The organism is Paenibacillus sp. FSL H8-0317 (genome assembly GCF_045040685.1).
GTDB lineage: Bacteria > Bacillota > Bacilli > Paenibacillales > Paenibacillaceae > Paenibacillus.
This window is the reverse complement of sequence record NZ_CP150294.1, coordinates 6823413-6838876: the sequence shown is the minus strand read 5'-3', so window position 1 is coordinate 6838876 and position 15464 is coordinate 6823413. Positions and strand designations below refer to the sequence as shown.

The window sequence follows — 15464 nt, the reverse complement described above, 5'->3', positions numbered from 1 at the left end:
AGCGTTCGCCTTTATCCTCGGATTTTCCCCTTCGCAAAAGGGAATCAAAAAATCTGGGGATAACAGCGATTGGAAGGTTATTCTGTCATCGTAGTGTCAATGTAAATAATCTTTGTTCAGCTTATATAGCATATATTTTTCGATTTTCTTTCCTTTATATGATTGAAGGGTAGGGTGAAAGGGTTATAACTTGGTTAGCAACGAACGAACAACGGCGAATTACCCTATCCGTTCCGCGGTCCGCTTCGAAAGCAATCAAGGAGGTCGGTTATAATGAAGAGAAATCATACCATGATGCAGTTTTTTGAATGGCACCTGGCTGCAGACGGAGATCATTGGAAGCGACTGGCTGAAATGGCCCCGGAACTGAAAGCCAAAGGCATTGACTCGGTATGGGTACCACCCGTAACCAAGGCAGTGTCAGCAGAAGATACAGGTTATGGTGTATATGATCTGTATGATCTGGGCGAATTTGATCAAAAGGGTACCGTACGAACTAAATATGGCACCAAGCAGGAATTGGTGGAGGCCATTGCTGAGTGTCATAAGAACGGCATAGCCGTCTATGTGGATCTGGTTATGAATCACAAGGCCGGAGCAGATGAGACGGAAGTGTTCAAAGTGATTGAGGTTGATCCGAATGATCGGACGAAGGAAATTTCCAAACCGTTCGAGATTGAGGGCTGGACCAAATTCACATTCCCGGGTCGCGGAGATCAATACTCCTCCTTTAAGTGGAGCTCTGAACATTTCAACGGTACAGACTTTGACGCCAAGGGAGAACGAACAGGTGTATTCCGCATCGCAGGAGAGAATAAAAAATGGAATGAGAATGTCGATGATGAGTTTGGCAACTATGACTATCTGATGTTCGCCAATATAGATTATAACCACCCGGATGTAAGGCGCGAGATGATTGATTGGGGGAAATGGCTGATCGATACCCTCCAGTGCGGTGGGTTCCGGCTGGATGCGATTAAGCATATCAACCACGAATTCATTAAGGAGTTCGCAGCAGAGATGATCCGCAAACGCGGTCAGGATTTCTACATTGTAGGTGAGTTCTGGAATTCGAACCTGGATGCATGTCGTGAATTCCTTGATACGGTAGACTATCAGATCGACCTGTTTGATGTGTCTCTTCACTACAAGCTGCATGAGGCTTCGCTTGCAGGTAGAGACTTTGATCTCTCCAAAATTTTTGACGATACCTTGGTGCAGACCCATCCTACCCATGCGGTAACTTTTGTAGATAACCACGACTCCCAACCTCATGAAGCGTTGGAATCATGGATTGGTGATTGGTTTAAGCCGAGCGCGTATGCCCTGACGCTATTACGTCGCGATGGTTATCCGGTTGTATTTTACGGGGATTATTATGGCATTGGTGGACCTGAACCTGTGGATGGCAAAAAAGAAATTCTGGACATTCTGCTGTCTGCCCGCTGCAACAAGGCATATGGAGAGCAGGAAGATTACTTTGATCACGCGAATACGATTGGCTGGGTACGTCGTGGCGTAGAGGAAATCGAAGGTTCCGGTTGTGCGGTAGTTATCTCTAACGGGGATGACGGTGAGAAGAGAATGTTCATCGGTGAGCACCGTGCTGGTGAAGTCTGGGTGGATCTGACGAACAGCTGTGAGGATCAGATTACCATTGAGGAAGACGGTTGGGCCACCTTCCATGTGTGCGGTGGAGGCTTGTCGGTATGGGCTCTTCCCGAACAAAATGATGACTGTGCTGACGCTGAGTAACGGCATGTGTCAGGCAGGATAAGAAAAGGTACAACGACCGCATAAAAACAGTATATAGATAGATCTATTAAACCATCTGAACAGGAGAGCGAATATACCTGTGTTCAGGTGGTTTTTTTCATTTTCTAGGTACAACTAAAACTCCATCCCAACGAAGCCAATTGGAGCAACATCACCAGAATTATAAATTCCGATTTCAGCCGAATAAGTCCTCTCAGATTCGTTAGCTTAACGTGGGTTTAAGGCTCACCGCCATAGGCAAACGAATCACTGCTGCAAGTAAAAACATGAAATGAAAAAGAAACAGTTCGGTCTCACATCTTAATACATGGTACAATAATCCAAATATGGAGTGTTAGGAAATAAAATGAGAGAACGTAATAAGCAATATTCTATACAGAGGATTGGAGAAGAGGAGGGATAGCATGAGTCCCAAAAGAGAGATGAACCGTTTCTTCCCGTTAGTCATGTATCTATTTGTAATAGCCGCGTGTTTGGGGGCTTGCAGTTTGGGACCAAACCAGGGGCCAGCGGGTGAACCAAAGCGGACCGATGAGTATACGTTGAATTCGGAGCGAAGAGACTTAAAAGAGCGGGTTACGAAGAACCTTGAGTCTTTTCAGACGAACTCGCCAGATGATTATAATTTGACAGCAACGGTGGATGTGAGTCATGAATCTGGAGTTGACCGGATTTCTTATGAGATTTTTGTGAATGAGACTCGGGTGCCCATGGTTAATGTCATTCAGTCCTTCACCCTCGATCCCAACATGATAAATCGAATAGATGCCGGAGAGTTATTTCATTCCAATGTGAGCAATACACACGAGATTAGTTTAGAGTCTGACAAGGAACCGCTTGGATTGAGTTTGAGCAGAAGTTATGTCTTGAAGCCAAAGGCGGAGATCGACAGCAATATCATCCAGCGTTATGCAGATATGTATATCAAAATTTCCTATGGCCCAAATGACCAGCGAACGGAAGATTATTTTCATATCCATGCCGAGCCCTCTCCGAGGACAATTGAGTATATGAAGTCATGGGAGAGAGATTAGATTAATAGAAAGGCAGCACCCACCAGTTCCGTATGAGGAATCTGAGTAGACGCTGCCTGTTTATTAGACCTTCGTGCACCTACTCCAGTTCAAATGATTCCAGCGTGCCAACCATCCGTAGATCATGCTCGCGGTTGAACTGTTCCCGTTTGTCCGCATCCGCGTACTCATCATGATAATGCATCAGTACGGTTTTCTGTCTCACTTCAGCGGGTAACTGCTCCATATCCTTCAATGAGGTATGGGATTTGATCACCAGATCATGCATATGACATTCATGGAAAATCAGCTGCACATCAGCGGCAACCTGCTCCACCCGTTCCTGGTCGAGTGTACTGTCTGCACTGTAATAGAAGTAAGGCTTGGCGAGAAGCCCATTGCTGACCATACCGGGAACATGTTGGGTCCGAAACGTCTCAAACGTCACGCCGTCCAGTTCAAATGTGCCTCCATCTGGCAGGGGGACGACATCGTAGTAATCACTCATGGTACGTTCACCATCCGTGGTGTAGCGCATGCCGGGGGATAGAATGTTCCAGAGCGGATCTACCAATTGTTCGTGGATGAACAGGCGGGGTTTGCGGTCGCCTACGATCTGTGAGTAGTATCCGAGCATCTGTACACCGTTAATATGATCCTCATGCAGGTGGGTAATGAACACATTGTGGATATCGGTCATGGCGAATCCATATTCCTTAAGTGCTTTGGCATTCGATTCCGGAAAATCAATGACCAGATGCGTTCCTCCAAATTCAGCCAACATACTATTGTGGTGCTGCTCCACGCTGAACATATCTCCTGTGCCGAGAAAAGTGATTTTCAATTCATTTCATCTCCTTGTGTGATCTTCAGATCAGCATCCTTGCGTTAAATCCAGTATACCTTGTTCCCGAATATATGCCTAAATCAACCTTTTTTGATAACGCTATCATTTTATATTGAACTTTGATGATAAACAGTGTAGCGTAAAGATGGGAAGTGAACCCATATGAACGTAAACTCACCTAAAGGGAGCGTGCGAGGCGAATGAAATCTTTTCTGGATGAACAATTTTTGCTGCACAATGAAACGGCGATCAAGTTATATGAGGATTATGCCAAAGACATGCCGATTATTGATTATCATTGCCACCTCAGTCCTCAGGAGATCTACGAGAACAAAACCTTTGGCAATCTTACAGAGGCTTGGTTATACGGTGATCACTATAAGTGGCGGCTCATGCGCGCAAACGGAATTGAAGAGCAATATGTGACCGGCGGCGAGGGAGTAACCGATTACGATCGTTTCCTGGCTTATGCCAAAACGGTCCCTATGATGATTGGTAATCCGCTGTACGCCTGGTCTCATCTGGAATTACAGCGATATTTCGGCGTCTACGAAGTTTTGAATGAGACAAGCGCACCGGCCATCTGGGACAAAGTAAATGCCAAACTGAACAGTGACGGATTCGGTGCACGTGATCTGATTACCAAATCCAATGTCACTGTTGTGTGCACAACCGATGATCCAACGGATTCTCTGGAGTATCATCTGAAGATTCAGGAAATCGAAGGCTTTGACACGGCGGTATTACCTTCTTTCCGCCCGGATAAAGGCTTAGAATTGAACCGGGATACCTTCACGGAATGGGTAGGTAAGCTATCACAGGCGTCCGGCACTGCGATTTCAGATTATGAATCCTTCCTTGCTGCGCTGAAGTCCCGGGTGGAATTCTTCCATTCTGTCGGCGGCAGAGTCTCTGACCATGCACTTGATTATGTTCCTTACGGCGTGGCTACACGCGAAGAGGCGGGTGCCATCTTTGCCAAGGCACTTGCAGGTCAGAAGGTAACTCGTGAGGAAGAGGACAAGTACAAGACAGTGACGCTGACGTTCCTGGGCAAACTGTATGCAGATCGGGGCTGGGTGATGCAGTTCCATATCAATGCAGCCCGTAACAACAACACACGGATGTTTGCCAAGCTTGGGCCGGATACGGGTTACGATGCCGTGAATGATACGCCGCTTTCCGCAGCGATGATTGGATTGCTCGACGCGTTGGAGCAGCAACAAGCACTGCCCAAAACGATTCTGTATTCTCTGAATCCAAGGGACAACGAAGTGCTCGCGGCGATCATCGGCAGCTTCCAGGGCGGGGGTATTCCGGGTAAAATCCAGCTTGGTGCAGCCTGGTGGTTCAATGATACCAAGGATGGCATGTTAGCCCAGATGAAAGCCCTGGCGAATGTTGGTCTGCTCAGCCGATTTGTCGGCATGCTGACCGATTCACGCAGCTTCCTGTCCTACACGCGGCATGAGTATTTCCGTCGTCTGGTCTGCAATCTCATTGGTGAATGGGCTGAACAGGGCGAAGCACCGCAGGATCTGGAGCTGCTTGGTCAGATCGTACAAGGCATTGCCTACAACAATGCAAAAGAATATTTCCCGTTTGCCTCAGTGCTCAAAACAGTCTCTGCTTCACAGTCTTAATGAGTAACAAACGCACCTAATCATGCAATTTATGCATTAAGAAGATTCTTTTGTGTCTACTTTTCAATCGTAATAAAATGCTCCCATTTCTTACCCCCGGGTCATCATCCACCGGAGTATAGAATGGGAGCTTCTTTGTGAATTGGATTCAAGGCATTACATCCATTGACCTTAACACTATTGGGTTTTCGATAATAATTGTGCATATAGAGCAGCAAGCTCTGGAGAAGGAGCAGCACCTATTTCCTGAAGTAAATGTGCTGTATATTGTTCATAATGTTTGATCAGGGCTTCCTTGTTATTCTGCATGGAAAGTGCTCGGATGAGCAGGATCAGCGATTCTTCGTGCAATTCATTGCGATGCAGGAGTTTTTTGAGTAGGCGGATAGCATTACTGGTATCTTTGGCTTCCAGTAGTGCATTACACAATCGCTGGTTTAGTGCGTTATACATAAGTGACAGTCGTTCAACCTCGCTCAAGGACCACGTGTATCCATATTCTCCAAATAAATCACCCACATACATTTGCTCAATCAATAGGGCTTGTTCTATGTCGGCCCCGGATTGAATGACAGATAGCCGCCTACATCCTTCTTCGAAGCGGATAAAATCAACCGTAATATCGGATAAATTCAGAGCGTAATAATTATTGTACGTATGAAGTACTTTTTTCAGTCCATACCCATTAAGCAACTTGCGTAGCTGATAGACCGTTGTGTTGAGGTAGACCTCGGCATTCTTCTGTGGCATGTTTCCGAAAATATCTTCAATGAGACGGGTACGGGATACAAGCCGTCCTTGCTGGACAAGCAGATATGCAAACAATTCAATACTTTTGCTGGATTTCCATTTGGTCTTGGTTCCGTGGTCGCTGTGAATCTCGATTCTGCCCAGAGCATTGAACTCTACCGCTTGCGCTTCAATCGTTGCCACGATTTCTTCCTCAGGTAACTTGCTGCGCGACTCTGCCAGCGCTCTGTGTACCGTTTGGAGGAGCCGATCCTGTTTCACTGGTTTCACCATATAGTCAAAGGCAAAGACGTCAAAAGCAAGTAAGGAATACTCTACGTGAGATGTGATAAATACAATTCGCGTAAGTTTCCCTTGTTTTCGCAGTCCTTCTGCGAATTCCAATCCGCTTTCCCGGGGCATGTTAATATCGACAAAGATTAAATCCACCTCATGATCATTCAGATACGATGTAGCGGTCTTTGTATCTAGAAATGCGCCCATCACTTTTATATCACTGATCTTTGCCAGCATCTTTTTCATAATCAGGTGCATAGCCTTCTCATCATCTATCAGAATGACCTTCATGTATCTCCATCCACCTTTACGGAATATGGAGAAGATTCACTTTTAGGAGGTATAGGTACGGAGAAGTAGAAGTTGCTTCCCTGTGAGGGCATGCTGTCAAACCAGATCTCGCCCCCATTCAGGCGTACAAACTCCCGGCACAGATTCAAGCCAAACCCGATACCGCGTTCCCCTGCGGTTCCCGTTGCCGATACCGGATACTCATCCTGAAGCAGGGAACGGGCCTGCTCATCTGTAATCCCTTCTCCTGTATCGCTTACTGATACCACAATATGCTGATCCTTTCGTTCGGCGTTCAACGTGATCTGTCCCCCCGGATTAGTGAATTTAATGCTGTTGGATAAAAGGTTTCGAAGAATCAGGTCAAGCATTTCTTTATCCGCATAGACGCACACTCCTGGTGAAATATTCGATACCATTTGAATATGCTTATTCTCGCTGCGAACACGTAACAAGCATATACTGGCCTCCACAGAATAGTGCAGATCCCGTTCTACCGGATGGAAGACCTGCCCTCCGCTTTGGCTGCGGAACCATTCGAGCAGTCCTTCTACCAGAGAAAACGTATTATGAATCTGGTGTTTCATTTCATGGATAATCTCTTCATGATCAGCATTGGATTCTTGTATTTCTTCCTCAAGCAAGTCCATCAGATTAACCAGTACGGCTACTGGATCACGTATATCGTGAGCCACGACATTGAACATTCGGTCTTTGAACGTGTTGAGCTCACTTAACTGTTGGGCGTTGTCGCGAAGTTTCTTCTCGGCCTGTACGGCTTCAGTCACATCATTAAGCAGTAGCATCTTGCCAATAGGTTTACCACTTTGATGCTGAACAAGAGAAAGATGAACGTTATAGATTCTGCTACTCGGGTCGTTGGAGAGTTGAATTTTACGGACATCGCTAAGCGGTTCCTGTTCAAGCAGCTTTGCTAGAAGCTGTGGGTATTGTACAAGTACCTGACTGGCATGCTGGCCCAAGCCTTTGGGATGAAGAGACTCAATGATACGCCGGGCAGAACGGTTGTAGCTGGTCAACACATGGTCCAGATCGAACACAATAACAGCATCCTGTATGGATTCGAATACCTTTTGGTATGCCAGCGGAGCCAGACGAAGTAGATTGAATTGGAAGACTCCCCATGTGTAGAAGATGCCCGATATAACAAATCCAAATGGAGAAAAATCAAGGGGTGAATGAAAGATATTACTTAGGTAAATTAGTGAGAAAATGAATGGTCCACAGGAGCCAATAATCATAAATATGATTTGTTTTTTCATAGGGGGTGTGGCACGAAGCAACATCTGTACCAAGAAAAAAACAGAAATAAAGAACAGTGTATAGGAATACACAACATGAACTGAAAATAAAGGTCCTCTCTCAAGAGACACAAGCGGGAATCCCCAGGATGTATCGATCATCATATTTTTATAAAAGAGGTGATGCCACTCGTTGGTATTATGTATGATAAACGTAAAAGAAGGCACTAGTAACAACAGAAGCACATTGCGTGTACGCACCCATGATTCACGCCCTGTATAATGCAGCACCATAAGGAAATAGAACACTGGACCGAGCAGAATTCCAACATACTCGATTCGAAGCCAGAATCGAATATGGTCTAGTTGCTGACTAATGATCTCGAAGCCATAGCCGAATGTATAAAAAGAACTAACAAGCATCCCCAGCCCGTAACTGACGGCAATGGGCGAGCTTCTTCTTTTATAGGAAAGGTAAGCAAGCATTAATGTGCAGCAGGTCGCAGCCATAAGCAATGCAGATAAGTACATATTAGGGTTCATGGATGGGCCGCCTCGATCTAAGATATATTCATGCAAGATATGCCTCCTATGTTATCAGAATCAGGATTAAAAACATACGTGTTTGAGAGCGGGTAATGACTTTTATTTTTGAAATCAAAAAGGAAGTCCCCATAGAAGGTTGAATCTGTTAAAAAAGCCCACCAAGCCTGGAAACAGGCTTGGAAGGCTTCAATTATTGCATCTTAATTATAGGGATTGTAGAAGTGCTTCAAATTCAGAATTGGTCTGGAGTACTCGCAAAATAATAGTCAATGCTTCTGCACGGGAAGCGGAGTTCGCAGGATGGAATTCTCCATTCCGATCTCCTTGAATAATTCCGGCTGCTGCCGCTTGCTGGAGTTGATCTTTATTCCAGATTTGCTCCAGATCGGAGAAAGCAGGTGCTTCTGCGGTTGGTACTTTGCTCAGATCCATAATGCGCGAGATGATGGCGATGATCTCAGAACGTTTGATCTCTTGATTCGGTCTGAATGTACCGTCCGGGTAACCGGATAACACACCCTTGCTTTGCAGAGAGCGAATGGAAGATTCTGCCCAGTGACCTGATACGTCGCTTATTGTATTGCCTTGGTTGCTCGACAGATCAAATACTTTGGTGATCAGGGTTGCGAACTCGGCACGGGTGATACTGGCATTTGGATGGAACGAGCCATCGGTATAACCAGTTACGACACCCAGCTTTACGAATGTAGTTACAGTTGCCCCAGCCCAGTGCGTGGTAGTATCCGTTAATTGAACAGTCGCAGGATTGGACTGTGCTGCTTTAACCTTCTGGGTGAAGCTGGTCATAAAGCTATCCATATTAAGAACCTGACTGTTGAACGTAGGTCCAGGTACTACATCTGTTCCGGGTGTTGGCTGAGGACTCGGATCGGATGGTGTCACGGGCGTTGGTGCAGGTGTAGGAACTGGTGTGGGAGCTGCTGGTGAGCCTGAACCACCACTTGAATTACCTCCAGAGTTACCACCTGTATTGCCTCCATTACTTCCGTTGTTAATCGTGGTAATCACAACAGTTTTGGTTCCGAATACGCCTGATAGATCTGCTGCCTCGGCTTTAACCAGAACGGTTCCTGCTGTAGATCCAGTTAGTTTTCCGTTTCCATCAATGGTCGCTTTACCTGTTCCGTCCTGCACGGACCAGACTACAGAAGGATCCTTGGCATCGGCTGGAAGGACACTTGCTGTAAGCGGAATGGACTGACCTGCTTGCACAGAATTGCTTCCGCTGATGGTAATGGAATTCACGAGAACAGAAGTTGGCTTAATGGTGATCTGCACACTGCCGACAACTCCACTACCATCTGTAGCAGCCGCCTGAGCCAGAACGGTTCCCGGGTCTCCGGCGGTAAGTACGCCTGTAGTCGGATCGATCCTGGCAGTTCCGGTTTGATCCGAGACAGACCAAGTCACGGCAGAATTGATCGCGTTAGAAGGTGAGATTGCAGCATTTAGAGCCAACGTTTCACCGGTAAGTACAGAATAGACATCGTCCGGGGTGGTTATTTTCACATCGGTAACAATGGATAGCAAGTTATCATTAAGTAATTTTGAGCCAGAGTATACGCTGATAGGTTTTGTGATTGGTCCCGATTTGATCGGAAAGGTTACAAGCCCAAGTCCACCCGCTGTAAAGTATGAATATCCATTTGCTACGGTTGGGTCACCATTTCCATTAAGACTGTGAAAATCTAAATTTGGATCGTCTCCATGCAGGAAGATTTCAGTTCGGTTGTTAACAGGTTGCCCCTGCTCATCGTAAACAGCCAACGTATAATTTAGATAACCCGAATAAGAAGAAGGCTGGGATGCCGCAATTAACTGGACATGATGTGCGGCAGATGCTGGTTTATTACTTTGAATATTGAGAATATTAATTAGATTGCCAGAGATATCAGGGATATAGTTATCTGGAACCCATGCTATTCCATCCGTTTCAGCGTATCCCCCAACGATCTTTTTATTAATATCCATGATAGCTTCTACACTGCTGTTAACTCCGATATCTGGAACCTGTACAACTTCTCCACTGGAATACCTGAAGAATACTTGAGTACCTTCGCTCGGTTTATCATTGGGATATTGTATTATAATGGAACTTTTGTTGGTTACACATCCGCTTAATAAAACTGCAAACAAAGCCAATAACATACCTGTTTTTCCTATTTTGAATCTGTTCATATTCAATCTTCATCTCCTTAAATTCTGGTTACTACATTTTGAAATAAGTATAGCGGGCTCCGATGACGGCAAAATGACAAAACCCAAAATCAAGCGCGTATAGGCTCTTGGTTATGGGTTTATATTGGTTATTTTAGATGTTTGACATTGGCTTCTTACGATAATATACTTAGTATACCTAATTAATTGTGCATCTATTTAATTGTACTACTATTTAATAGATGTCCTATGATGTTGGATGTCTATGGAATGATAAAGAAAGAGGGAGGGACCCATTATGACTGGTATAGATCCGGTCGCTCAGAAGCTTTTGTACTCCATTATGCAGTTTAATAAAGGCAAATGGAGGCAACATAAGCCTCATGGGCGCAATCACAATGAAATTATGGTGCTGGGTTGTTTACTCCACGGGATGCATCCGGGAGAACAATTGAACTGGCAGGACAATCCGCCTGATTTCAATGACACGATCGAATCCAATCATCCCGGGATGAAAGTCTCGGAAATCAGCGCATTGCTACGCGTGAAGTCACCGACCATTACACCTGTTATTCGTGGCCTTGAAGATGAGGGGCTGGTCAAACGGACGATGGACCCGGAGGATAGACGTGCTGTCCGCATCACGATTACTGAAGCAGGTCGTGAAATTATTCGGGCTGCTCACCAAGAACGTATGGAAATATTCAATAAGTTAGTTGAGCATTTGGGTGAGCAAGACAGTACTCAGCTGGCCGAGTTGTTGACCAAGGTATACACCTTTTTTGATACATTAACTTCCTTGCAAAAGGATGATTCGACAAGAGGAGATGATACGCCATGATGAAACTGTTTCGCATGCTGAAGCCATACCGAATTCCGATTATTTTCATTCTGGTTTTGGTACTGTTTCAGTCGCTTGCTGAATTGTACCTGCCTACGTTAATGGCAGATATTGTGAATGACGGCATCATAAAAGGGGATATCCCGTATATCTGGCAGATTGGTGGATGGATGTTGGTCATCGCGATTGGCGGAACGGCGTGTTCGGTGATCGCCAGTTACCTCTCATCTCGAACAGCGGGCGGATTTGCCAAACAACTGCGTAGCAGAGTTTTCCGCCATGTGGAGAATTTCTCGCTCCAGGAGTTCGATAAGATGGGTACTGCTTCACTGATTACGCGTACGACGAATGACATCACACAGGTACAGAATGTACTTACGATGATGCTGCGAATGATGATTATGGCTCCGCTCATGTGTATCGGGGGTATCTTCATGGCGGTATCTCAGGACGCCAAATTATCTACAATTTTCCTGGTCGTGCTTCCGGTACTGGGCGGAGCCATTGCGCTGATTGGTGCCAAGGGTTTACCTTTGTTCAAAACCATTCAGAAAAAGCTGGACCGACTCAACCTGGTGCTGCGTGAGCAGTTAACAGGGATTCGGGTTGTTCGTTCCTTTAACCGTGGGGAGCATGAGAAAGTGCGCTTTAACGGGGCCAATACAGAACTGAGAGATTCTTCGATCAAAGTTAATGTACTCATGGCGACCATCATGCCTGTGATGATGCTGGTTATGAACTTTTCGATGATTGCCATCCTTTATTTTGGTGGAATGCGGATCGACAGCGGCAATATGAACATCGGTGCATTGATTGCCTTCATCCAATATGCAATGCAAATCATGTTCTCACTGATTATGGTTTCGATGATCTTTGTCATGATTCCAAGAGCTTCAGCATCGGCGGAACGGATCAACGAAGTGCTTGATATGCAGCCGGATCTTAGCAATCCCGAGCAGCCTCGTGGCATGAAATCCATGCAGGGTATGATTGAGTTTGAGAATGTAACTTTCCGTTATCCGGGCGCAGAGAATCCAGCTTTGTCCGATATCTCCTTCACAGCTCGCTCAGGAGAGACAACAGCCATCATTGGCGGTACGGGTTCTGGGAAATCGACATTGCTCAGTCTTATTCCACGATTTTATGATGTGACCGAAGGTAGTGTTCGGGTCAATGGTACGGATGTGCGTGAAATTCGGCAGGAAGATCTGCGTGCCAAAATTGGCTTTGTACCACAAAAGGCAGTCCTCTTTACGGGTACGATCACGGAGAATATTCGTCACGGGAAAGATGATGCCACAATGGATGAAGTTGTTCATGCGGCCCGTACAGCTCAGGCGGAGAACTTCATTACCGAGATGAAAGAGGGATATGACAGCCTTATCGCTCAAGGTGGTAACAACGTATCTGGTGGACAAAAGCAACGTCTGTCCATCGCTCGCGCACTTGTTCGCCGTCCGGAAGTCTATATCTTTGATGACAGTTTCTCTGCTCTCGATTTCAAAACGGATGCTAAACTTCGTGCTGCGCTGAAGTCCGAAACGACAGAAGCAGCTGTGCTGATTGTTGCGCAACGCGTAAGTACAGTAATGGATGCCGATCGCATCCTGGTTATGGATGAGGGCCGAATTGTCGGTTCAGGAACACATAAAGAGCTGCTGGAGCACAATGAAGTGTATCGTGAGATTGTATCCTCCCAGCTGACAGAGGAGGAGATCGCATGAGTGAACGTACAGAACGCAAGTCGGCTCGTTCCCCTGGTGGGCCGGGTCACCCTGGAGGCGGAATGGGTATGCGGCCTCCAGTGGAGAAAGCGAAGGATTTCAAAGGCACACTGCGGCGCTTGATTCGTTATCTCCAGCCCCATAGTTCTCGTCTGTTAGGTGTGCTGGTTGCAGCTATTTTGAGTACCGTATTCAGCATCATCAGTCCAAAAATTATGGCCGAAGGAACGGATATTCTCAGTAAAGGCGCCATTGCCATCCTTCAGGGTGTACAGGGAGCCGGAATTGATTTTCCTGCATTAATGAAAGTATTGTACCTGCTTGGCGGACTCTATCTGTTCAGTGCTGCATTTATGTATGTTCAGCAATACCTGATGGCCGGTGTGGCCCAACGTGTTGTGTATGACATGCGTGAGCAGATCAGTGCGAAGGTTGGACGTCTTCCTTTGAAATATTTTGACTCCCGCACAACTGGGGAGACACTTAGCCGTGCTACGAATGACGTGGACAATATCAGTAATACACTTCAGCAAAGTTTGGCACAGTTCATTACGTCTATCGTCACGATTGTCGGCGTAATTATCATGATGCTGACGATTAGTCCATGGATGACGCTAATCACGATTTTGACGCTGCCACTCAGTGTGGTTGTTGTTATGCTTGTTGCTTCCCGTTCGCAAAAACACTTTGCCGGTCAACAGAAATCCCTTGGGGAACTTAATGGTCATGTCGAAGAGATGTACACGGGACACAAGGTTGTCAAAGCATTTGGACGTGAAGAACAATCCGTACAGCAATTTGAGAAGGTCAATGAAGAACTGTATGAATCTGGCTGGAAAGCCCAGTTTATCTCGGGTATTATTATGCCGCTCATGAGTTTCGTAGGTAACTTGGGTTATGTGCTGATCTGTGTGGTTGGTGGGATTTTTGTTACACGCGGATCGATCTCTATCGGGGATATTCTGGCCTTCACACAGTACTCCCGTCAATTCACACAACCGATTAACCAGATTGCAAATATCTCTAATATCATTCAATCAACGATTGCTTCGGCAGAACGAGTATTCGAGTTGCTGGATGAGGAAGAAGAAGTTGCTGAGTCTAAACAACCTGTGCAATTACAGCAGCCTAAAGGTGCGGTTGCATTCCAAGGTGTTAACTTTGGATATAAAGAAAATGAACTGCTCATTCATAACATGAATATAGATGTAAAACCGGGACAGACGGTCGCCATTGTTGGACCAACGGGAGCCGGTAAAACAACCCTGATCAACCTGTTAATGCGTTTCTACGAAATTCAGGATGGTCGGATTACGATTGACGGTGCCGACATTAAGGACATGGAGCGTGGCAAGCTGCGCAGTCTGTTCGGCATGGTGCTTCAGGATACCTGGTTGTTCAACGGAACGATTCGGGACAACATCGCCTATGGTCGAGAAGGTTCTACGGAAGAGGATGTAATCAAGGCAGCCGTTGCGGCACATGCGGATCACTTTATCCGTACACTGCCTGATGGTTATGATACGGTGCTGAATGAAGAGGCGTCGAATATCTCTCAAGGGCAGAAACAGTTGCTGACCATTGCAAGAGCGATTCTGGCGAACCCGGCCATCCTCATTCTGGATGAAGCGACGAGTAGCGTGGATACACGGACCGAAGTATTTATCCAGAAAGCAATGAATGATATGATGAAGGATCGCACAAGCTTTGTCATTGCACACCGTTTGTCCACCATTCGCGGCGCCGATCTGATCCTGGTTATGGATCATGGTAACGTGATTGAACAGGGCAATCATGATGAATTGATGGCAAGTCAGGGCTTCTACGCGGATCTCTACAATAGTCAGTTTGCGGAGCAACAACCGCAGGCGATCTGATCACAATGTAACTAACAAGAATAGCCGGGAGCACCCCTAGGGATGTTCCCGGCTATTTGTCGTGTATCCAGAGGAGTGGATTCTAATGTGGAGCTGATTGGATTCGTTTCGATATGATGGATCTATAGGATATGAAAGAACGTTGCATGGTATCTGGGTTGAGGTGCTTATGGAGGATTACCAAGCACTCCCATTTCTAACGAACTTGAGACATGTTATTTCTCGGATAAGCAGCACAAAGTGGTAAAAGAAACCGCAGAATGAGGAAATAAAGTGTCTACGATTCGTTAGAATGCCGGAATTGTGAAATTGTGCCTATTAGAGTGTGCTGAGTTCGTTAAAATATTCTAGTAAACCATAGTCATAATTGTCTTATATATGCCATGCTGCAAAAATAAAAACGGGACGAAGCGGTGTAACTATACTGCTTTGTCCCGTTT

General features: G+C 45.9%; 10 protein-coding genes. 6 read left to right on the top strand and 4 right to left on the bottom strand.

The genetic code is table 11. The features are described from left to right. Window positions 1-273: 273 nt before the first annotated feature. Both MHB43_RS30430 and MHB43_RS30425 read left to right on the top strand, forming a co-directional pair. Complete coding sequence (locus MHB43_RS30430) at window positions 274-1755, top strand: alpha-amylase (RefSeq protein WP_339180262.1); 1482 nt, start codon at window positions 274-276, stop codon at window positions 1753-1755. A gap of 425 nt (window positions 1756-2180) precedes the next feature. Then, the gene (locus MHB43_RS30425) at window positions 2181-2810 is read left to right on the top strand and encodes a hypothetical protein (protein WP_339180260.1); all 630 of its coding nucleotides are present in this window, start codon (window positions 2181-2183) and stop codon (window positions 2808-2810) included. 79 nt (window positions 2811-2889) lie between these two features. Here MHB43_RS30425 and MHB43_RS30420 read toward each other — a convergent pair whose 3' ends face one another. Next, window positions 2890-3633: an MBL fold metallo-hydrolase gene (locus MHB43_RS30420; protein ID WP_339180258.1), complete on the bottom strand. Its 744-nt coding sequence runs from the start codon at window positions 3631-3633 to the stop codon at window positions 2890-2892. Between the two features lie 203 nt (window positions 3634-3836). Here MHB43_RS30420 and uxaC point away from each other — a divergent pair, with 203 nt between their 5' ends. Continuing rightward, window positions 3837-5279 carry a glucuronate isomerase gene (gene uxaC, locus MHB43_RS30415; RefSeq protein WP_339180256.1) on the top strand — a complete coding sequence of 481 codons (1443 nt, stop codon included), beginning with the start codon at window positions 3837-3839 and terminating at the stop codon, window positions 5277-5279. A gap of 177 nt (window positions 5280-5456) precedes the next feature. On the opposite strand, the gene MHB43_RS30410 is transcribed toward uxaC, so the two are convergent. The 3 genes from MHB43_RS30410 to MHB43_RS30400 all read right to left on the bottom strand — a co-directional run bounded on the left by MHB43_RS30410 (window position 5457) and on the right by MHB43_RS30400 (window position 10603). After that, complete coding sequence (locus tag MHB43_RS30410; RefSeq protein WP_339180254.1) at window positions 5457-6596, bottom strand: response regulator; 1140 nt, start codon at window positions 6594-6596, stop codon at window positions 5457-5459. Next, entirely contained in the window at window positions 6593-8437 is a 1845-nt protein-coding gene (locus MHB43_RS30405) for a histidine kinase N-terminal 7TM domain-containing protein (RefSeq protein WP_339180251.1), read from the bottom strand. The genes MHB43_RS30410 and MHB43_RS30405 overlap by 4 nt, the downstream gene beginning before the upstream one ends. A gap of 171 nt (window positions 8438-8608) precedes the next feature. Then, complete coding sequence (locus MHB43_RS30400; protein ID WP_339180248.1) at window positions 8609-10603, bottom strand: S-layer homology domain-containing protein; 1995 nt, start codon at window positions 10601-10603, stop codon at window positions 8609-8611. 277 nt (window positions 10604-10880) lie between these two features. Between MHB43_RS30400 and MHB43_RS30395 the strand changes: the two genes are divergently transcribed. The 3 genes from MHB43_RS30395 to MHB43_RS30385 are packed head-to-tail and all read left to right on the top strand — an operon-like array spanning window position 10881 to window position 15024. Continuing rightward, complete coding sequence (locus tag MHB43_RS30395; protein ID WP_074092645.1) at window positions 10881-11423, top strand: MarR family winged helix-turn-helix transcriptional regulator; 543 nt, start codon at window positions 10881-10883, stop codon at window positions 11421-11423. Then, a complete protein-coding gene (locus MHB43_RS30390; protein WP_339180245.1) occupies window positions 11420-13147 on the top strand; it encodes an ABC transporter ATP-binding protein in 1728 nt (575 codons plus the stop codon). Before MHB43_RS30395 ends, MHB43_RS30390 begins: the two co-directional genes overlap by 4 nt. After that, entirely contained in the window at window positions 13144-15024 is a 1881-nt protein-coding gene (locus MHB43_RS30385; RefSeq protein WP_405130985.1) for an ABC transporter ATP-binding protein, read from the top strand. The genes MHB43_RS30390 and MHB43_RS30385 overlap by 4 nt, the downstream gene beginning before the upstream one ends. The last annotated feature ends 440 nt before the right edge of the window (window positions 15025-15464 follow it).